The following is a 17,938-nucleotide window of genomic DNA, read 5'->3' on the forward strand; positions in this document are numbered from 1 at the left end:
GTATGGAATGGCATATTACCGACGCACAAAGTTTAGCAATCATTGACCGCGAAATAGGTGAACATTGCCTTACGCCTGCCGAGTACGAAATTGTGCGCCAAGTAATTTATGCCACTGCCGATTTTGAGTATCAACATCTGGTGAAATTTTCTGATAATGCTTTGCAGGCAGGTGCAACTGCGCTAGCGGCGCGTGCCACTGTAGTGGTCGATGTACCTTCTTTGCAAGCAGGGATATTTCCTAGTCTTTGCGATACTTTCGCAAACCCGATCTATTGTGGTGTCGAAGCAATTACGCGCCCTCAAAAGACAAAGACACAGGCTGCTTGGGGCGTGGAAACATTAGCAAAGCGCTATCCCGAAGCAATTTTTGTAATTGGGGAGTCGGCAACTGCTTTGGATACAATTGTGGATCTAATTGAGACTGAAGACCTGAATCCTGCTTTGGTAATTGCGACTCCTGCGGTATTTATAGATGCAAATACGGGCAAGTCTCGCCTCCAAAATTGCTTAGTCCCGCATATTTGGGTAGAGGGTCGCAAAGGAAATGCGATCGCAGCGGCGGCTATTTTTAACTCTTTAGTCAGACTGGCATGGCAAGCTTACGGTAGCTAGGCTCAAGGCTTGTAATGCTTGCTAATCAAGCGAAATTAGCGAAATTATAAATTATTATTTTCCTGCCGAAGGCAGGAAAATAATAATTTACTCGCCAGTGTTGTTTTTTGACTGAGGAATATGTTTTTCCAAACAAGTTTTTAGGGCTTTTACATCAAATAAAATGGGCAAGAAATGGATGCTTTTTATTTCCTTAAAATAAAACAATACAGGGAAAGAAAACCAAAAAATTTTCCAATCTTGCCATTCTTGATAGGGGAAAGTTCGGAATTTTTCTGATGATCGATATACCTCTAAATCTGTTGCCGTAAATATCAGTCGAATCGTACCTGCTTGATAAAATAAAAACAACCCAAAGAGCGCAACCACACCCGCAGCAATCACCTGCACCCAAATTAATGGTATCGCAGACAACACTAATACGGTTGGGATTGCATAGTTTGCCTTTAATTCTGTAGCCTGTGATGCAATTTTTGGGTCAACAAATGGATTTGAAGTAGTCATGGTGATTTAAATAATTGATTTCTATCTATAGATATACATTTAATTCTAAATCTATGTCCCCTTTGTTGAAGTGATAAGATGAATCTAGCTGAGCTAACTAAACGCTTTAGTTAGTTCACTGCTAACTGAGTGATGCCTTAGCACAAAATCCAACTTCTATGTAAGATTAGGAAATGTTTATGAACTTATCCTCAACAGCCAATAATTTGAATTTACCCTTGCGTGATGCCGACAAAGATCCAAAAGTCTGGAGCGAACTCAAGCGGGCAATCTCTACTAGCTCTGGATTTGATAAATGGCAACGCTCTCGCCACGGCTCAAAATACGAAACTAAAGATGTCACCGCACAGGAAGGCGTTCTTGATGATCTCGTGCGTAGCTACTTACGTGAGACACTAGAGACGTTAGCCTATTAAGTGTGAGATCTTCGTTGTGAGCGAAACATTTGCATCTTTGAAAGAGCAACTAGCTATGGATGACATGGGACTTCGGATGAAAGCCATTCATGCTAGTCGCTCTCTCTCATTAGCTGAGCGATTTGAATTACTAGTAATCGCTGCTGCTGATCCCTACGCTCGTGTCCGTTACGATGCAGTTAGCCAAATCGGTACAGTCGGTACTGTCGATTTGCCAAAGTCTTTAGAAATATTAAGTAATTGTCTGTTAACTGACGCGGAAATTGATGTAAGGGCTGCCGCCGCCGCTTCCTTGGGCGCTCTCCAACTTACCCAGTCCTTTGACATTCTCAAAACTGCCTACGAGTCCACCAATGACTGGATGTTTCAGTTTAGTATCGTCGCTGCGATCGGTGAATTGGGCGATGCTCAGGGTTTTGACTTTCTTGCGGAAGCATTGCAAAGCCCTAATGAGTTAGTCAAAATTGCGGCAATTGGTTCATTAGGCGATTTAGGTCAACCTGAAGCTGTGGATTTACTTTTACCCCTGATTGAGTCTGAAGATTGGCAAGTACGCCATCGCGTTGCTCAGTCCTTGGCGCAACTCGGTGGTGATCGGGCTAAGGTAGGTTTAGAAAGGCTTGCTAATGATCCCATGCCTCAAGTCTCCGAAGCAACTCAATCATTTTTAGAATCTATTTAACTAGAGGTTTTGCTGAGTCAGGGCACTGGACAGTTAAAGCGTAATCGACGTATTTGCGTCTTTTTGTTGGCATGAAATGGGCGTTCTAGAACCTATCCCCAATTAGCTGACCAGTGCCTTGAACAAATAAATCTAAGTTTGATTACCCAAACCAATACCAATTCCACCCATGATTTTTCCAACAGCATTGGAAATCACGTCAGGTTCAGGCGAGGCTTTCTTTGTTTCTAAAGCTGCCCATGTCAATGAACCGACTATGCCATCAGCACCAAGGTTATGCTCTGTCTGAAATTTAATGACAGCAGCCTCAGTTTGATCACCAAAAACTCCATCAGCATTAATTCCTAATAATGATTGCAGGAGAGTTACCTCTTCACTGGCATCTCCTTTATATAACTCTGCATGCGCCATAATAATTCTCCGATAAAAACTTAGATTTGGCAAAACCAAAAATTCAACCCTATTAGCTTATGCTGCATTTGCAAGCTAATCAAAAAATCTGAAGGATTTAGTAAGAATTTCGTTAGTGATCTATAAGTATTATTTTATTTAACTACGCGATAGATCAAGCATCGCTTGATATTTATACGCCTTGAGTAGAAGCATTGCAAATTTCCAACTAATTTCTCGTAAGGTGGTGGATTTGTGAATGGATTTTCTCTTAGTATGGCAACTAGCTCTTTGGTTTTCTCAAATAGACCAATACTTTTCAATTTATTTAAATCTTCTTGGGCTTTTTTACTGAAGATAACTTCCCACATTGTTACAGTCCTAACTCTTGAGCGTTTACCCATTCACTTCTAGGGCTAGTCATAACTTCTTTGAGTGAGTCGATATATCCATGTATAGAGTTCAGCTAGATAGTCTCTTCTATCGCTGCCCAGTCTTCTTTAGAAATCAAAACCACGTCATTCTCTGAGCCTTTAATCATGACGGGCTTATGATTTGCACTGACTTGGTTAATTAAATCATTAAAGTTGGCTGTTGCTTCTTGAATTAGTAAGTAATCCATAATGTTTTTCTACAATAATCAATTAATTAAACTGTAATACTTATGCTGCTAGGGTTTCAAAGGAAAATCTGAGATTAGATGATTCTTGAAGGCTGTAATTAAGTTTCTCAAAACCAATTACTACACCAGATTTATTTTTCATCAAGATCACTTCATCGCCTGTTTCTTCGCAGATATATTCTTGGTTAGGATCGCCAAACCAGACGGTGAGGGTGTTTCCTAGTTTGTCGTAGTAGACTTTTACTTCTGCCATAGTTTTTAAGCCACAATTTGATAAATTATGGGGCGATAACGGGGTTTTGGAATTGTTTTGTTTTCTGCTGTGGCAGATTCTAGCCATGCGGTTTTAGCAAGAATTACTTCAGAGAGTGCTTGCTGTGGAGTTTCACCGATCGCTGAGCAATATTTTAAATCAGGGATATCGGCAATATATGCCTCATCTTCTTCGCTGTAGAAAATGTTGATGTGATAGTCTTTCATGGTTGTTGTTCTACAAGAAGTTACGATGTCACCCAGTTTTCAAGAGCAAGGTTTTGAACTCGATTAAATTCTTTGGTGTTGTTGGTAACTAGGGTTAGGTTTAAACTCAGGGCATGAGCTGCTATGAGCAAGTCCATTGCACCGATGATTTTGCCCGATCGCTCTAGGGTTGCGCGGATGTCTCCGTAAATGGTTGCGGCTTGTTCGTCAAATTGGACAATTTCTAATGGGATTAGGAATTGGTTAAGGGCGGCACGATTGCGATCGGGAAATTGGCTTTTGGCGGCTCCATATTCTAGTTCGGCTACGGTGATGGATGAGATACCAATGTCAAAGGGGGCGATGGTTTGAAATTTTGCTAAAACGTCTTGGGGCTTACGTTTAATGATGTAAATGCAAGTATTGGTATCGAGCATATACTTCATGAGAATAGCTCCTCTCTTTCTTGTAATGGAGGTTGTTCTCTAGTTTCCATAAAGTCATCTGAGAAGAGATCGAGGCTATTCCAGAGGGTTTGCCAAGGATTGTTTTTTGGGATAAGGATGATCGCGTTGCCGACTTTTTTGATGTAGACTTCTTCGCCGACTAGTTGGAATCCATCTGGTAATATGGCTAGTTGTTCGTTGCCTTGCATTCTGAGTTTGGCGGTGTGCATGGGTTTGTTCTCCTAGTTGTATTCTAAGTTAATTCTTCTAAGCCAAGCTTTGACTTCATTTGTGAGTTCTTGGGTACTTTTTTCTCCTGTGAATGGGCGTATTGGGATTGACTCTGTGTTAGGCTTTGGCAGAGTTTCACGACCTACTCATTAGCGCTTTTGCCAGTGTTGTGACGATAAAAGGCGATCACTAAACTACTAAATATTTATAAAAGACAACTTTTTTACAGGAACCTGAAAATGTGCAATTTTTAACTCTTCGGGATGGATTGAGTTTTCAAACTCTTCAGAGAAAAATGGTAGTTGCTCTGAGTATTTCTTAAACGCTGTATTGTAGAAATTTCTCAGTAAAAAAGAGATGAAACAATAAGGTGTCAAAGGAGCAGCTATCGGTATTCTACAATTTTGGTACTGCCCCAAAGTCAAATGGGATTTTGGATGATCTACTGGGACAAAAACATCTTCTCGACAGTCAAAATCAAAACGAATCGGGAATGGCACAATATTTCGTGCAATGACATCAGCATACACAATATCTTCTAGATATATATCGGGAGAATTCTGAAACTCTTCTAGGTTGGGTGATGGATAAAAGCCAAGAGAATGACGCTCTAATCCTTTAGCATTGTACAAGTAACGCATTGTGACTAAAGCCCCATCTGGCAGCTTTGTAATGTAAGCTCTTTCAGAGGCAAGATTTTCATAAATTTCTGCATAACTATAATTTTTGAGCGCAACTGATAAATACTCCGATTGAGGAAAAGTAACCTCTACTATATTATTGTTGCCCCTTCTCACAAAGGGATAGTTCTGGTCACTTGATAAGCCAACTTCAACCAAGTAGCCAAGTAACTGCTTAATATGTGTACAGACCTCTTGAGGGCTAAGCATTAATCGCTATTCCTGAAGATTCTCTGAGAGCAGCTTCAATAGCAGCAATATTTTCTTCATCTAGCTCTCCTGATTTGATGGCTTCAATAACTTCTGCAACTTTCTTACCCTTACTATTCCGTTGACTACGTTCTGCGGGGGATATATCACGATGAACAATACTCAGATGTTCTCGTTCTGCTTGTGTTGGATATCGAAAATGTAATTCATAATTTTTGCTTTGTAGAGACTTATATTCATCTATTAAACTCTGCATACCTGCACCAATCCCAAGAACCCTAACCCATGCTTTGCTACGTGTAATTGCCGTAAACAATCGATTCCGAAGAGTGGCAAGATTCGCGGAGGTTGAATGACAATCTTGAGCATTAATGATATAGACCATGCCTGCCTCATTACCCTTGGCGCGATAGATTCCTGTAAATGTAATTGATGGTGTATCAGATTTAAAGAATATGTCTGGATCTGTATCTACTCCAGCTAAGTGTGAATTTATTTCACTTTCTAACAACTTTTTGCGGATTGATCCAACTTTTTCTCTAGTTGTTAATGGTTCGGGATTGATAACGACAATATCATCGTAAGAAAGTTCTTCTTGCTGTAAATTTTTCTTTATTTCATTGACAACCCAATTACTCTGTTCTTCTTCATTTTTAAAAGGAATAAATTGAATTAAGTCATTGATTGGAGAATGATTCTCTAACCATTCTGGACTTGCATCAGGTACTCGTTGAAGAACTACATTAGAGTTATCTTGTAAATCACCTTCCTTAACTTCATACCCAATTTCTCGCCAGAGTCCAGATTCTCCAAACATTTGCACCAGCCCCGTATTTCTATTTGCAGGTGGCTGACGATAAATCCCAAAGCCTAGTGCATGGGCAGTAACCAATACAGGACGAGAATTTCGATAACATTTTTCGAGAATAATGTCACTTCTAGGTTTATCAGGTGTTGGGACAGGAAATGTAATGCGAGGTGTTCCATCAGGATATGTACCAAATATCTCTTCAGGAGTAGATACCGAAGTTCCCGAAAGATTTTGTAATTCGTCATAGGCATAGACAAGCCTTTTGGGATCATCAAGAATCTCATAGCATAAACGCAAGAATGAAGGTGGAAAATCTTGCGCCTCATCAACAAGAATTACATCATATAATTTCTTGGCTTTGTGAGAGTGTGTTAAAGCGTTTTTACATACAGCATCAAATACATTGCCACTATTGAAATTTCTTGTAGCAGAAGGGAAATCAAAATATGGAGCATCTACAGAACGACAAAACTGATGATAAATTCCGTCACGTTCTCCACCACCAGGCGCTCCCCAAGCATTTAAAACTTTTATTTGTTCCCAATCAGGCTCATTGTCAGTTTTTTTTAGAAAATTTTCAATTAGTAGTTTTAATTGACCTTTTAAAGCCCTAGTGTTGAAAGTGACTGCTATTTTCCAATCTGGATGCTGAGAGTGGAGATATGCAGCTTTTAAGGCAAGTACAATTGTTTTGCCTGAGCCAGCAAGTCCTCTTATCCGTTGAACACCTTCAACAGTCTCAATAACTGCTTTGCTTTGCAAATTATCTAATGTAGCAATTGAATCTTCTAGTTTCTTTAATTTAGATCCTCGTGAATCTGGGTTCGTGATATGTCTTCGAGATTTACCTTTGCGAATCGTAGATATATTCTGCAATACAGAAAGCGTTGACTTGTAATAAGCAAGGCTACTTTCATGCCAACTAAATTCTTCTAACGCTGTTTGGAGGTTATCTTCATTTACAAGAATGTATTCTGAGTCGGATGAGTAATCAGTTGAAGCTAATCCAGGTGCAAAAGAAATTGTATGGATCTTTACTACAAGATCTTGCTTCTTCATTAATTCTTTGTAAAGTGTGAGGCGAGATTTAAGCTTGTTAGCTAAGTCATCCTGACGATCCTCAAACTCTGAAATATCGGAGCCTTCAATTAGATCAAAAATAACTATTCCTTTACTAGGTGATACCCATACAGCATCAAAAGGGAAACTACCGTCAGGACTGGCAATAATTGGATAACCAATAAATAATTCTCCATCTCCACCTTTTAGAGAAGAGAAGAAGTTTACTAAAGCGCGGCTTGAGACTGGCTTACTATTGGTTCCTTGAACAATTGATGTTGAAGATGCCATTTCCCTGATTTCCCAGATTCTTATCCTAGATAGTTTTTATCATAACAAAACATGCTTACGTCTTTACTCAGTGGCTTTTCATACAGGACGGCGAATACTCTTGAAAGAAACTACATCATCTCTTTCAACTTCTTGCAAAGCCTCTTGATAGTCTTCCAAAAAATTAGGAATACTCAACAACTCCTCCGTTGCATCATTGCTTTCTCTTTCATCAAGATAAGCCAAAAAATCCGCCACCACCCGCAATCTTTCAGGTGAAAGCCTTTGTAAAATCGCCTCAATTTTCTGCACAGTATAGAGATCTTCAGCAACAGCTTCCATGTGAATCACCCGAGAAACTTACTGCAAACATTTTACAAGCAATTTAGCTAACTCAGGTTGCTTTATGACTGCGACAAAAACAAATGGTTTACGTGCCTAGTTTTTTCTGCAAATCATTAAGCATGATGTTTTGACTGCGAATACGCCGCGACAAAATGCGAATAATATTAACGGCAATATCAGGAGTCTCATCAATTGCGTCATACAGTTGTTGCTGTGACAGCACTAAACATTCGCAATTCGTGATTGCTGACACCGATGCTGAACGGGGTTCGGCATCAAACAACGACATTTCGCCAAAGCAGCTCCCCTTTTCCAGAACTGCCAAATCTTTGTCTTCGATATGTACGCGCACCTTGCCAGTAATGATGATGTATAGCGATCGCCCTTCCTGTCCATGGGCAAAGATCATCTTTCCTGGTGAATAGGCGACCTCATTCATTCCTGCCGCTAAGCGCACCAAAAAGCCATCCCGTAATTCTTTAAAAATCGGTACGCCACGTATTAATAGTAGTCGGTCAATACTGGTTAACATCGCCTAAGACTCCTTAATACCATTGCTCTGAAAGTAATAGGAAATTGCCCTAGCTTGAGCAAGTACCAAAGGATCGCGATCCTTTAATAGACGGGGCAAAATCTTGATTAGCGATCGCGGCGAAGCAACTTGCAGATAGGAAATCACCGACTCCCTCACAAAACCTGTGGGATAGTCTAGGCATTGCAGCATTGCTTCGGCAGGTAAACCCCAACGTTGGGTACGTGCGACATGGAAGCAGCAAGCCAAAGTCCAATCTGACAGACAATATCGCAGATCGACGATTTGCTGTAAACGGTTGAGCGGGGGGAGCGGTTGATAGGGGTGAATCGTAGACAAAATATTTAGCTTGTCGGAAACAGAGCGGCTGTCAATTACGGATAAAAGGACTTTTTTGAGACCAAGATCAACTGTATTGTCTAAAATTTCCATACCACGGGCTATTCCCCCCTTGGAACCAGACAAGATGTTAAAAGTTGCGGCTTGAATCGCGGAGGATGGATAGAGGAATTTCATCATTAATAAAATTCGCTCTAGGCTATTGATGGCTTCATTTTGCAAAGAGTCAAGCAATAGATCGATTTCGGTGTTGGTGTTATTTCCTAAGGAAATATCTTCGATACCTGCCCATACCTCTGCCATAAGTCTAAACTCTTGCAGGATCATTTTTTCAATTCCGCCCCTGCCCATTATTTCGAGAATTAATTCGATGCCTTGTTCCTGTGGAATCCGCAGCAATGAACGCAGGATTTGTCGCCGATTTTTACCCCAACATTTAGGTAAATTATTTGCTAGTACGCCGATCGATGTCTCTGAGCAAATTTCCCCCAAGATGTCCCAAGCTTGAATGCGTACATTGTCGGGACTGCGATCGCAAAAAGCTAGATCTAAAAGCGGTGCAATCGCGTCATCACCGAGATTAACTAGCGCTTGGTGGGCAGCTTTGCGGGTCGCTTTGTAATGTAAGCCCCGAATGATCGATGGGAAATATTCGCTAACACGGGTTGCTGCGATCGCACCTAAGAGGGCGCAACGCACCTCAATCGATGGATCTTGCAACAACTGTGGCACATAAAAACGCAGAGACTGCATAAAGGCAGCCTCTGCCAAAGCCCGACAACCTAGAACCCGTTCTGATTGCGAATGGCTAGTGAGCATATGGCGCAAAGTATTGGTTGCCTCAGCGACTTGGGTCGGTGAGCCGAGTCGCATCATCATCGCCACGGCTGTACCGCGAATAATCGGATGTTGTTCGAGATTGAGATAGCGCCGCAAACCATCGATATCGCGACTTTTTTCATCGGCAAGCAGTAGGTAACGTAAGCATAGGGCTTGGACTTGTGGCGAGTTACTGCTTGTTTTCATAACCTCGCGGACATAGGGCAAATACCTTGCTTCAGGATTTTCTAACATTGCCTTGAGGCTTTGGGCTTGCAGTTCGGGAGACATTTGCGCCAACATGGGGGCAAGGGATTCGCCAACGGACTGCGGAGCAATTTGCGTCAACAGGTCAATACATACTGACTGCTCCAGTTGAGTTTCTGCCCTGACTACGGATTCTGATACAGCGCGTTTCATTTCGCGAGGATCGACGGTCATCATACTCAGATGCCCACTTTCCACATTTTGGATCAATAACTCTAAATATCCCCGTCGCAATAGAAGGATGATCCCCACCCAAATAATTGCCACAAAGACAATAACCGCCGCAAACGAATTGGAGAAAATATCCGCAGCCATGCTGCTGCTCTTAAAAATGCCACTGAATAGCCAAATGAGAACGCCTGCCCCACCTGTGGCGAGGGGATCGGCAATGCCACGGACAAAGGATTGAATTTGACTACGAAATTGGTCGGGAACTGCCTGAAATAGTGTTGGCGAGGTGGCGGCAACAATCGTAAAGCGAAATAACTCGTCAAAAAATTTCAGTACCACGAACCCAACTAGCAAACCGAAGGGGGCAAAACCTGCGATCGTGCCTGTGATGATAATGCCGATCGGGGGCATCAATACGGCAAAAAATACACCAATTCGCTCGATAATGCGGCTAGAGCCAAAAAGCTGTAATGTCAGCTTAAATACCCCCATAATGCCGCCAAAAATCCCTAAAAAGCTGCCGATCGCTTCTTCGGTTTTAAGATGAATTTCTAGTTGAGTTTGATACTGAAACTCAATCATGAAAAACAAAACCTGCGCGGCGATAAAGAAGCCAAACAGGAGCCAGACGTATTTTAAGATATTGCCTGAGAGGGAACGAGTGGCAATTTCACGGTCTTCATCGCTGCGATAAACAGTATTGGGAAAGGCTTGGCGATAGCGACTGCTGAGATAAAAAAGGACGCAGGAACCTAGCAAAATCATTAGGCAAGTGCCGAGGATCATATTGATCGCACCAACCCAGCGCACTAAAAAGGGGTAGGAAAACCCACCAACGATTTCCGCAACAATAATGCCTGTACTAATTAGCGGAAAGGCTCGTTTGATTTCACGAATGTTAAATAGTTGGTTCGCGGCAATATCATTGTTGATATTACTCAGTACATAAATGCCTTCTACCCATAGCCGAATCGCAAATACGGCAACCATAAATAAATATGTGCCTTTTTGCATTAATCCCATCCATGCTAGGGGTAGGGGTAGGGCAAGTAACAGTGATATGCCCAGCATTACCCAACGCAAGGGAAATAACTTTTGCAGCCATGAATAAAATACTCCCAGTGCAGTAACGACTACTGCGGTGGAAATATAGATCCACACAAGGTTTTCGGCTCTGTAGGTTTCTAGAAATAGGGTGGAGCTGGAGTATTCTAGCCATACTGCGCCGATTGATGTCATGCCATAGAATAAAAACATCAAAAATGTGCGTTCAGCTTCGTCTGGGCGCAGATTGACGATTCTGAGGAATCGACGCATTAATGAGTTGGGATTGGGAATGGCTGAGGCATCCATAAATAGCGGCTGTCAATTGACGATATGGTACTACAAGAAAGTAAATCTGCAATCAAATCACCGATGACAGCTATTTTGACCGTTACGCCGATCTCGCAAGGGCATCTTCATGCTTGGGAAACCTGTCGGCGGAAATACCGATATAGTTTTTTAGAGGATTTGAGTTTACCTGAAGCTGACTTACAACGCCAACGGACTTTATTACTAGGTTCAAATTTTCACTTGCTGATGCAGCAAAGGGAGCTAGGGTTGGATGTGTCGGCGTTGGCGAGCAGTGATGATAAATTACAGTCTTGGCTGGATGCTTTTGAGTCTCAGCCTCCCAAGATGATAGACGGTGAAAGACTATGTGAGCATCGCCGTACTTTAGAGATTGCGATCGCAATTGCTAATCAACAGGAAAATAACTGCGATCGCAATTGTTTTGTATTGACAGCGATCTATGACTTTTTGATTTTGGGTAAGCATACAGCGCAAATACTTGATTGGAAAACCCATCAAATTGCGATCGCACCAGAACAATTAAAAAATAATTGGCAAACCCGTCTCTATTTGTATTTGTTAGCGAAGACAACTACCTATAGTCCTGCTCAACTATCGATGACCTATTGGTTTGCGAATACTGCTGAGTCCGTAATTATTAATTATTCGCAGAGTGAATATGAGCTTACTGAACAGCGATTACAGCAAATTTTGACGGAAATTACGAAAGCAGGTGATGATTTGGAGCAGTACCCAAAAGTTGCCTTGGGAAGTGATGCTTGTAATTATTGTGAATTTCGCGATCGCTGCGATCGGGGTGAGGTATTCGCAAAAGTGTTTACCGATATTACTGAAATTTCGGAAATCGAAATTTAATAACCAAGAAGGGAGGCGCTCTGCGCCTCCCTTCTTCACATAATTAGGCAGCTACAGCCCTTTGCAAGCGGGGCAAGGCTAAGCCCTTGCGATGCAGCAAAATAAACGAAGGAATAATTTCAGGTCCGTGCAGATCGCCTGTGAGGGCAGCTCGCAATGACTTCATGACTACGCCTTTCTTGACACCTTGGGACTTGGTGACATTTTTGATCACTTCCCCAGCACTATCAGCATCAAGCGACTCAGTTTCCTTGAGGGCATCGATGAGCGCTGTAATCACACCAGATACACCTTCACCTTGGAGGGTTGTCTTCGCATCATCGGTATAGTCTTCAAAATCAGTAAAAAAGAATTTACTGATGGTGGCGGCATCGGTGAGCAAAGTCAAGCTGGGGGCAATCAGTTTGGTGAGATCCAGTAGCCATTGACGATCAACGGATTCCAGATCATAGCCAGCATCCTTGAGAAATGGCGTAATGCGATCGCAAACATCTTCCGTTGGCAATGAGTGCAAATATTGACTATTAATCCAATTCAATTTGTCCCAATCAAACTTCGCCCCTGCCTTATTGACGCGATCGAAGCTGAAGATTTGAGAAGCTTCTTGGAGCGTGAAGATTTCTTTTCCATCACTCGGAGACCAACCCAAGAGCGCCATATAGTTGTTAAATGCTTCGGGAATATAGCCCATATTCCGAAATTCCCAAACAGAAGTTGCGCCATCACGTTTCGAGATTTTTGCGCCCTGTTGATTGAGAATGAGCGGTGTATGCCCGAATTGTGGTGGTGTTGCGCCGAGGGCTTCGTAGATCAGGATTTGCTTAGCGGTATTGGCGATATGGTCTTCCCCGCGAATAACTTGGGTAATTGCCATGTCAATATCATCGACAACTACGGCAAAGTTATACAAAGGTAAGCCAATATTGCCTTGCTCATCAACACGGGCAATCACCATATCACCACCCAGATCGCTGCTGCTCCAAGAGACCGTGCCGCGTACTAGATCATTCCATGCGATCGTCCGAGGTTCTTCGATAATAAATCGAATCACAGGGCGGCGACCTTCAGCTTCAAAGGCTTGACGTTGCTCCTCACTAAGGTGGCGATGACGATTGTCATAGCGAGGGGCTTGCTTATTAGCTTTTTGGGCTTCGCGCATTGCCTCTAGTTCTGCTTCGGTGCAGTAGCAGAAGTAGGCTTTTTTATCGGCAAGTAATTTCTCTACGGCAGCAATATAGCGATCGCTGCGTTGGGTTTGGAAAAAGGGGCCTTCGTCAAAGTTAATCCCCAACCAAGCCAGGCCTTCTAAAATATTTTGGGTGTATTCGTCCTTAGAACGTTCGCGATCGGTATCTTCGATTCTGAGGATAAATGTCCCGCCTTGATTACGGGCATACAGCCAATTAAATACGGCGGTGCGGGCAGTACCAATATGCAGGTTACCCGTGGGACTTGGTGCAATGCGAACTCGAACAGACATGAATTTGTAAACGTTATAAAATCCGATTATCCTTCATATCACGTTACTGTGGCTAAATAAAGCGATCGAGATCGTCCAGTCAAAATTTCAATTCAAAATTTCAATGGGTAGGGATGATCAAGGATATTTAGCTAAATGATTTATTTTGGGATGTGTTGAGCTATCGCGTAGTGATTCCTAAAACTTGTCTATTGGGATGATTATCATTAAAGCGATCGCCTATAATACCAACCAGATAGCTAAGATACTTTTGAGGTAATTCCGATGCTCCAAATCGATCTCAAACATCTGCCCACCAGCGACGAATTACCAGATTCTGACGATACACCTGTGGATAACGAAGACCAGAATTTTGTACCAAACTTACTATTATTTCTATTGGAATATATTTGGAAAAATCGTGATGATTGGTACTTTGGCGTGGATATGGGTATCTATCACACCACTGGTGTAAGTCCGAGGGTTCCCATAATTCCTGACGGATTTTTGAGTTTAGGTGTAGAAAGGCGCAAAAATGGCAAATCACGTAGTAGCTATGTGATGTGGGAAGAGGAATATACTGCACCAATTTTGACGCTAGAAGTTGTCTCACACAGCTATAGTGATGAATACGAGAAAAAATTAGAGATTTATCGCAAATTAGGCGTTAAATATTATGTAATTTATAATCCTCAATTCTGGCGACGTGATGGACATCTGCCCTTTGAGGTTTATAAATTAGTGGATGGTGATTACCAATTACAGATTGGTGAGCCATTGTGGATGCCAGAGATCGGTTTAGGTCTTGGACGCTGTGTGTTGCCAAGCGATCGCTTTGGACGTGAAATATTATCGTGGTTTGATGAACGGGGACAGCGTTATCTTACAGGCGAAGAAAAGGCTGATTTTGAGCGACAACGAGCAGATGCTGCTCAAAATCAGGTGGAGTTATTATTGGCAAAGTTGCGATCGCTTGGTGTTGATGCGTAATCGCAAATCTTGATCGAATCTTATAAATATTCTTTTTATTAACTCTTATCAGCAAAATATTGTAGGTAAATCATGATTGCCACACCAAAATTTGATTACATAACTCCCGACGAATATCTCGCAATGGAAGAGCAAAGTGATATTAAACACGAATATATCGATGGATATGTTTATGCAATGGCTGGCGCAAACGATCCTCACGTTACGATCGCCTTAAACATGGCTTTTTTAATTCGCAACCATTTACGCGGCTCTAATTGCCGCATCTATATGTCTGACATGAAAGCGAGAATAGATTTATTAAACCGCTTTTATTATCCAGATGTGATGGTGACTTGCGATCCTAGGGATACCCAATCGCAAAATCAAAAGAGATACCCTAAACTAATTATTGAAGTTCTATCCAAATCCACTGAAGGTTTTGATCGCGGTGACAAATTTGCTGATTATCAACAAATAGAAACTCTAGAAGAATACGTTCTCGTCAACACCAAACGTCAACGCCTTGATTGTTTCTGCCGCAATCAAGAAGGACTTTGGGTGTTAAGGTCATACTCTGGTGAGCAAGACAATTTCCAATTGTCGAGCATCAATTTTGAAGGAAAATTTGCCGATCTTTACGAAGATGTCACATTCTAGCAAAAGCGATCGCATGTAATACTAGCTAGCTAGGATACCTTTGGGGTTAGCTGATGCTACAAATGGCAAAGTTGCGATCACAGGGTATTTCTGAGGAGTAAAACGTCAAGATGTAAAATAGGGCTAGATCAAATCGTGAAAAAAATCTATGCCCGTACCCGTAGAACAGTTACTTAACTCCGAAATCCTCAAACCTGCCCGTTATCTCGGTAATGAGTTTGGTGCAGTGCATAAGCCTTGGGATCAGGCGATCGTGCGCTGGTCGCTCACCTATCCTGAAATCTACGAAGTGGGCGCGTCCAACTTGGGGCATATTATTCTTTACAGCATTATTAACTCTAAAGACGGGCAGCTATGCGATCGCGCTTATCTCCCTGCACCTGACCTCTCGACAAAGTTGCGCGAAACCAAGACTGATTTATTTGCGGTAGAGTCCAAGCGATCGCTACGGGAATTTGACATTTTGGGCTTTAGCCTTAGCTATGAGCTAGGCGCGACTAATGTATTAGAAATGTTTGATCTTGCTAATATTCCGATGACATGGCGCGAACGCAGTGAATTAAGTATTGAGGAATGTCCGCTAATCTTTGCAGGGGGGCAGACAGCGACTTCTAATCCTGAACCCTATGCGGACTTTTTTGATTTCTTTGCTCTTGGTGATGGGGAAGAGTTATTACCTGAAATTGGCGAAGTTCTCAAAGCTGCCAAACTCGCAGGTAAAACTCGCCGCGAAACTCTACTCTATCTTGCCAATGAGGTAAATGGAGTTTATGTCCCTGAATTTTATGATATGGATGAGAAAACAGGTGCAATTACTCCCAATCGTAGTGATGTATCGCCCCGCGCCCTGCGCCGTGTTGCCACACCGATGCCAGAGCATAGCATTGGCTTAGTTCCCTTAGTGGAAACTGTGCACGATCGCCTCACTATCGAAATTCGGCGCGGATGTACTCGCGGCTGTAGGTTCTGTCAGCCGGGAATGCTGACCCGTCCTGCCCGTGATGTTGACCCTGAGAAAGTGGTGGATACGATTGAGAAGGCGATTAGGGAAACTGGCTATAATGAGTTCTCTTTGCTCTCCCTTTCTTGTTCCGATTATCTCGCCTTACCATCGGTGGGCGTACAGATTAAGAATCGCTTTAAAGATGAACACGTTACTCTCTCTCTTCCTAGTCAAAGAGTCGATCGTTTTGATGAAAATATTGCCCATATGCTGCGTAGTGGCGATGGTCGCCAGCAGGGGCTAACTTTTGCGCCAGAGGCAGGAACTCAGCGCTTGCGGGATGTGATTAATAAAGGCTTGACCGATGAGGAATTGCTGCAAGGCGTGAAAACTGCCTACGTTGAAGGTTGGGATAAGGTCAAACTCTACTTCATGATTGGCTTACCGACAGAAACCGATGAAGATGTAATTGGTATCGTTAATACTGTGGAATGGCTCCAAAATGAATGTTCGCAAAAGGGAAGGAAGAAGATTTCCTTCAACTTGACCATTTCTAACTTCACACCTAAGCCCCATACACCTTTTCAGTGGTTTACGGTTTCTAGTGGCGAGTTTGTGCGAAAGCAGAGATTATTACGCCAAGAATTTCGCCGCTTGAGTGGAGTGAAAGTGAACTACACTGAGGTTCGCATCAGTGCAATGGAGGATTTTGTCGGACGGGGCGATCGTCGTCTCGGTAAGGTGCTGTATCGCGCATGGCAACTGGGCGCAGGTTTCGACTCATGGTTTGAGAATACAGAAAAAGCTTTTGGCGCATGGACACAGGCGATCGCCGAAGCAGGTTTAGTTTGGGATACGCCATCACTAAAAATGTCTGATCCTTTGCCTTGGGATCATATTGATACAGGGATTGATAAACAATGGCTGATCGAGGATTGGGAAAGAGCGATCGCAGCGAAGGTAATTCCTGATTGTTCCTTTGGTGGATGCTCGGAATGTGGCGTTTGTGGCCCTGAATTTGGACATAATGAGGTGATCCCACCTCCAGAAATTCCTGCGATTTCCCTAGAGAAACCACAAATCCCCCCTAGAGTCCAGCGCATCCGCCTCAAGTTTGGCAAACTCGGCGATATGAGTTTGATTTCCCATTTGGATCTTTATAGATTCTTTCAACGAGCGGCGAGACGGGCAGCGTTACCTATTGCCCATACGGAAGGCTTTAACCCATTGCCCCGCATTTCCATCGCTAAGGCGCTACCGCTCGGTCAAACTAGCAGTGCTGAGTTTGTGGATTTTGAATTAACTAAGGTGATTCCGATTGAGGAATTTCAAGAGCGCTTCAAAGAAGAGTTAGATGCGGATTTACCGATCTATGCGATCGAGGAAGTACCTGTCAATGCCCCTTCCCTAGATGCAATGCTAGAGGTTGCCGAATATACGCTGACCTGCGCTTTTATCACGCCTAAAGAGCGCCATGCGGCGGACATTATGGATTTACTCGAAGGTGCTGGTTATTGTGTCCTCGCCGCAACTTCCATTCAAATGCCGAAGAAATCAAAATCAGGGCGAGATCAAATGATTGAACTACGCGATCGCATTTTTACAATCAATATCATCAATCCCGATCCTGAACTGCCAACGATTCACTTTATGGGTAGTTGTAAGCCTGACAGCAATCTCAAGCCTGAGTATGTGATTTACATGATGAATAAGTATCTTGCCGAAGAGGATGAAATCAAACTAGTCAAAGTTCATCGCGAATCGATGCGGTAATCCTGAAAACAAGGGGCTTCAGCCCCTTGTTTTTTTAGAGTTAAGCGTTAACCAGT

General features: G+C 42.7%; 21 protein-coding genes. 7 read left to right on the forward strand and 14 right to left on the reverse strand.

The window, feature by feature from the left end; translation table 11 throughout:
* Nucleotides 1–2: 2 nt before the first annotated feature.
* Nucleotides 3–614 carry a precorrin-8X methylmutase gene (locus tag H6F41_RS05065; protein ID WP_190402400.1) on the forward strand — a complete coding sequence of 204 codons (612 nt, stop codon included), beginning with the start codon at nt 3–5 and terminating at the stop codon, nt 612–614.
* 87 nt (nt 615–701) lie between these two features.
* Here H6F41_RS05065 and H6F41_RS05070 read toward each other — a convergent pair whose 3' ends face one another.
* Nucleotides 702–1,118: a DUF3119 family protein gene (locus tag H6F41_RS05070; RefSeq protein ID WP_190402401.1), complete on the reverse strand. Its 417-nt coding sequence runs from the start codon at nt 1,116–1,118 to the stop codon at nt 702–704.
* A gap of 179 nt (nt 1,119–1,297) precedes the next feature.
* Here H6F41_RS05070 and H6F41_RS05075 point away from each other — a divergent pair, with 179 nt between their 5' ends.
* Both H6F41_RS05075 and H6F41_RS05080 read left to right on the forward strand, forming a co-directional pair.
* The gene (locus H6F41_RS05075) at nt 1,298–1,534 is read left to right on the forward strand and encodes a hypothetical protein (RefSeq protein WP_190402402.1); all 237 of its coding nucleotides are present in this window, start codon (nt 1,298–1,300) and stop codon (nt 1,532–1,534) included.
* A gap of 16 nt (nt 1,535–1,550) precedes the next feature.
* A complete protein-coding gene (locus H6F41_RS05080) occupies nt 1,551–2,216 on the forward strand; it encodes a HEAT repeat domain-containing protein (protein ID WP_190402403.1) in 666 nt (221 codons plus the stop codon).
* A 132-nt stretch (nt 2,217–2,348) separates the two neighbouring features.
* Here the strand turns inward: H6F41_RS05080 and H6F41_RS05085 are convergent, their stop codons facing one another.
* From H6F41_RS05085 to H6F41_RS05140, 12 genes are all read right to left on the reverse strand, one after another.
* Entirely contained in the window at nt 2,349–2,627 is a 279-nt protein-coding gene (locus tag H6F41_RS05085) for a peptidoglycan-binding domain-containing protein (RefSeq protein ID WP_190402404.1), read from the reverse strand.
* Nucleotides 2,628–2,761: 134 nt separating this feature from the next.
* Nucleotides 2,762–3,010 (reverse strand): Txe/YoeB family addiction module toxin, encoded by a 249-nt coding sequence (locus H6F41_RS05090; protein ID WP_322095878.1) that lies wholly within the window; start codon nt 3,008–3,010, stop codon nt 2,762–2,764.
* A gap of 62 nt (nt 3,011–3,072) precedes the next feature.
* The gene (locus H6F41_RS18740) at nt 3,073–3,228 is read right to left on the reverse strand and encodes a type II toxin-antitoxin system Phd/YefM family antitoxin (RefSeq protein ID WP_199288665.1); all 156 of its coding nucleotides are present in this window, start codon (nt 3,226–3,228) and stop codon (nt 3,073–3,075) included.
* A 40-nt stretch (nt 3,229–3,268) separates the two neighbouring features.
* Nucleotides 3,269–3,481: a DUF2283 domain-containing protein gene (locus H6F41_RS05100; protein WP_169364709.1), complete on the reverse strand. Its 213-nt coding sequence runs from the start codon at nt 3,479–3,481 to the stop codon at nt 3,269–3,271.
* 5 nt (nt 3,482–3,486) lie between these two features.
* The gene (locus H6F41_RS05105) at nt 3,487–3,708 is read right to left on the reverse strand and encodes a type II toxin-antitoxin system HicB family antitoxin (protein ID WP_190402406.1); all 222 of its coding nucleotides are present in this window, start codon (nt 3,706–3,708) and stop codon (nt 3,487–3,489) included.
* 20 nt (nt 3,709–3,728) lie between these two features.
* Entirely contained in the window at nt 3,729–4,133 is a 405-nt protein-coding gene (gene vapC / locus H6F41_RS05110; RefSeq protein ID WP_190402407.1) for a type II toxin-antitoxin system tRNA(fMet)-specific endonuclease VapC, read from the reverse strand.
* Nucleotides 4,130–4,363 carry an antitoxin gene (locus H6F41_RS05115; RefSeq protein WP_190352997.1) on the reverse strand — a complete coding sequence of 78 codons (234 nt, stop codon included), beginning with the start codon at nt 4,361–4,363 and terminating at the stop codon, nt 4,130–4,132. Before H6F41_RS05115 ends, vapC begins: the two co-directional genes overlap by 4 nt.
* Nucleotides 4,364–4,561: 198 nt before the next feature.
* Nucleotides 4,562–5,254, reverse strand: coding sequence for a DUF2290 domain-containing protein (locus H6F41_RS05120; RefSeq protein WP_190402408.1), 693 nt, complete (start codon nt 5,252–5,254; stop codon nt 4,562–4,564).
* Nucleotides 5,247–7,415 (reverse strand): DEAD/DEAH box helicase, encoded by a 2,169-nt coding sequence (locus tag H6F41_RS05125; RefSeq protein WP_190402409.1) that lies wholly within the window; start codon nt 7,413–7,415, stop codon nt 5,247–5,249. The genes H6F41_RS05120 and H6F41_RS05125 overlap by 8 nt, the downstream gene beginning before the upstream one ends.
* 78 nt (nt 7,416–7,493) lie before the next feature.
* The gene (locus H6F41_RS05130; RefSeq protein WP_190402410.1) at nt 7,494–7,736 is read right to left on the reverse strand and encodes a hypothetical protein; all 243 of its coding nucleotides are present in this window, start codon (nt 7,734–7,736) and stop codon (nt 7,494–7,496) included.
* Nucleotides 7,737–7,824: 88 nt separating this feature from the next.
* Nucleotides 7,825–8,271 (reverse strand): cyclic nucleotide-binding domain-containing protein, encoded by a 447-nt coding sequence (locus tag H6F41_RS05135; protein WP_190402411.1) that lies wholly within the window; start codon nt 8,269–8,271, stop codon nt 7,825–7,827.
* Nucleotides 8,272–8,274: 3 nt separating this feature from the next.
* Nucleotides 8,275–11,220 carry a hypothetical protein gene (locus H6F41_RS05140; protein ID WP_190402412.1) on the reverse strand — a complete coding sequence of 982 codons (2,946 nt, stop codon included), beginning with the start codon at nt 11,218–11,220 and terminating at the stop codon, nt 8,275–8,277.
* Nucleotides 11,221–11,244: 24 nt separating this feature from the next.
* Between H6F41_RS05140 and H6F41_RS05145 the strand changes: the two genes are divergently transcribed.
* Nucleotides 11,245–12,078, forward strand: coding sequence for a PD-(D/E)XK nuclease family protein (locus H6F41_RS05145; protein WP_190402413.1), 834 nt, complete (start codon nt 11,245–11,247; stop codon nt 12,076–12,078).
* A gap of 43 nt (nt 12,079–12,121) precedes the next feature.
* Here the strand turns inward: H6F41_RS05145 and gltX are convergent, their stop codons facing one another.
* On the reverse strand, nt 12,122–13,558 hold the full coding sequence (gene gltX, locus H6F41_RS05150) for a glutamate--tRNA ligase (RefSeq protein ID WP_190402414.1): 1,437 nt from the start codon (nt 13,556–13,558) through the stop codon (nt 12,122–12,124).
* A gap of 264 nt (nt 13,559–13,822) precedes the next feature.
* Here gltX and H6F41_RS05155 point away from each other — a divergent pair, with 264 nt between their 5' ends.
* The 3 genes from H6F41_RS05155 to H6F41_RS05165 all read left to right on the forward strand — a co-directional run bounded on the left by H6F41_RS05155 (nt 13,823) and on the right by H6F41_RS05165 (nt 17,882).
* Nucleotides 13,823–14,527: a Uma2 family endonuclease gene (locus tag H6F41_RS05155; RefSeq protein WP_190402415.1), complete on the forward strand. Its 705-nt coding sequence runs from the start codon at nt 13,823–13,825 to the stop codon at nt 14,525–14,527.
* Between the two features lie 72 nt (nt 14,528–14,599).
* A complete protein-coding gene (locus H6F41_RS05160; RefSeq protein WP_190402416.1) occupies nt 14,600–15,166 on the forward strand; it encodes a Uma2 family endonuclease in 567 nt (188 codons plus the stop codon).
* A 148-nt stretch (nt 15,167–15,314) separates the two neighbouring features.
* Nucleotides 15,315–17,882 (forward strand): TIGR03960 family B12-binding radical SAM protein, encoded by a 2,568-nt coding sequence (locus H6F41_RS05165; protein WP_190402417.1) that lies wholly within the window; start codon nt 15,315–15,317, stop codon nt 17,880–17,882.
* The last annotated feature ends 56 nt before the right edge of the window (nt 17,883–17,938 follow it).

Source organism: Pseudanabaena mucicola FACHB-723, from assembly GCF_014696385.1.
Lineage (GTDB): Bacteria > Cyanobacteriota > Cyanobacteriia > Pseudanabaenales > Pseudanabaenaceae > Pseudanabaena.

Coding starts and splice junctions, on each gene's coding strand:
- H6F41_RS05165 (WP_190402417.1), top strand. CDS start 15,315: ATGCCCGTACCCGTAGAACAGTTACTTAACTCCGAAATCCTCAAACCT.
- H6F41_RS05120 (WP_190402408.1), bottom strand. CDS start 5,254: ATGCTTAGCCCTCAAGAGGTCTGTACACATATTAAGCAGTTACTTGGC.
- vapC (WP_190402407.1), bottom strand. CDS start 4,133: ATGAAGTATATGCTCGATACCAATACTTGCATTTACATCATTAAACGT.
- H6F41_RS05090 (WP_322095878.1), bottom strand. CDS start 3,010: ATGGGTAAACGCTCAAGAGTTAGGACTGTAACAATGTGGGAAGTTATC.
- H6F41_RS05075 (WP_190402402.1), top strand. CDS start 1,298: ATGAACTTATCCTCAACAGCCAATAATTTGAATTTACCCTTGCGTGAT.
- H6F41_RS05065 (WP_190402400.1), top strand. CDS start 3: ATGGAATGGCATATTACCGACGCACAAAGTTTAGCAATCATTGACCGC.
- H6F41_RS05155 (WP_190402415.1), top strand. CDS start 13,823: ATGCTCCAAATCGATCTCAAACATCTGCCCACCAGCGACGAATTACCA.
- H6F41_RS05105 (WP_190402406.1), bottom strand. CDS start 3,708: ATGAAAGACTATCACATCAACATTTTCTACAGCGAAGAAGATGAGGCA.
- H6F41_RS05085 (WP_190402404.1), bottom strand. CDS start 2,627: ATGGCGCATGCAGAGTTATATAAAGGAGATGCCAGTGAAGAGGTAACT.
- H6F41_RS05125 (WP_190402409.1), bottom strand. CDS start 7,415: ATGGCATCTTCAACATCAATTGTTCAAGGAACCAATAGTAAGCCAGTC.
- H6F41_RS05145 (WP_190402413.1), top strand. CDS start 11,245: ATGGTACTACAAGAAAGTAAATCTGCAATCAAATCACCGATGACAGCT.
- H6F41_RS05160 (WP_190402416.1), top strand. CDS start 14,600: ATGATTGCCACACCAAAATTTGATTACATAACTCCCGACGAATATCTC.
- gltX (WP_190402414.1), bottom strand. CDS start 13,558: ATGTCTGTTCGAGTTCGCATTGCACCAAGTCCCACGGGTAACCTGCAT.
- H6F41_RS05140 (WP_190402412.1), bottom strand. CDS start 11,220: ATGGATGCCTCAGCCATTCCCAATCCCAACTCATTAATGCGTCGATTC.
- H6F41_RS05135 (WP_190402411.1), bottom strand. CDS start 8,271: ATGTTAACCAGTATTGACCGACTACTATTAATACGTGGCGTACCGATT.
- H6F41_RS05070 (WP_190402401.1), bottom strand. CDS start 1,118: ATGACTACTTCAAATCCATTTGTTGACCCAAAAATTGCATCACAGGCT.
- H6F41_RS05130 (WP_190402410.1), bottom strand. CDS start 7,736: ATGGAAGCTGTTGCTGAAGATCTCTATACTGTGCAGAAAATTGAGGCG.
- H6F41_RS18740 (WP_199288665.1), bottom strand. CDS start 3,228: ATGGATTACTTACTAATTCAAGAAGCAACAGCCAACTTTAATGATTTA.
- H6F41_RS05100 (WP_169364709.1), bottom strand. CDS start 3,481: ATGGCAGAAGTAAAAGTCTACTACGACAAACTAGGAAACACCCTCACC.
- H6F41_RS05115 (WP_190352997.1), bottom strand. CDS start 4,363: ATGCACACCGCCAAACTCAGAATGCAAGGCAACGAACAACTAGCCATA.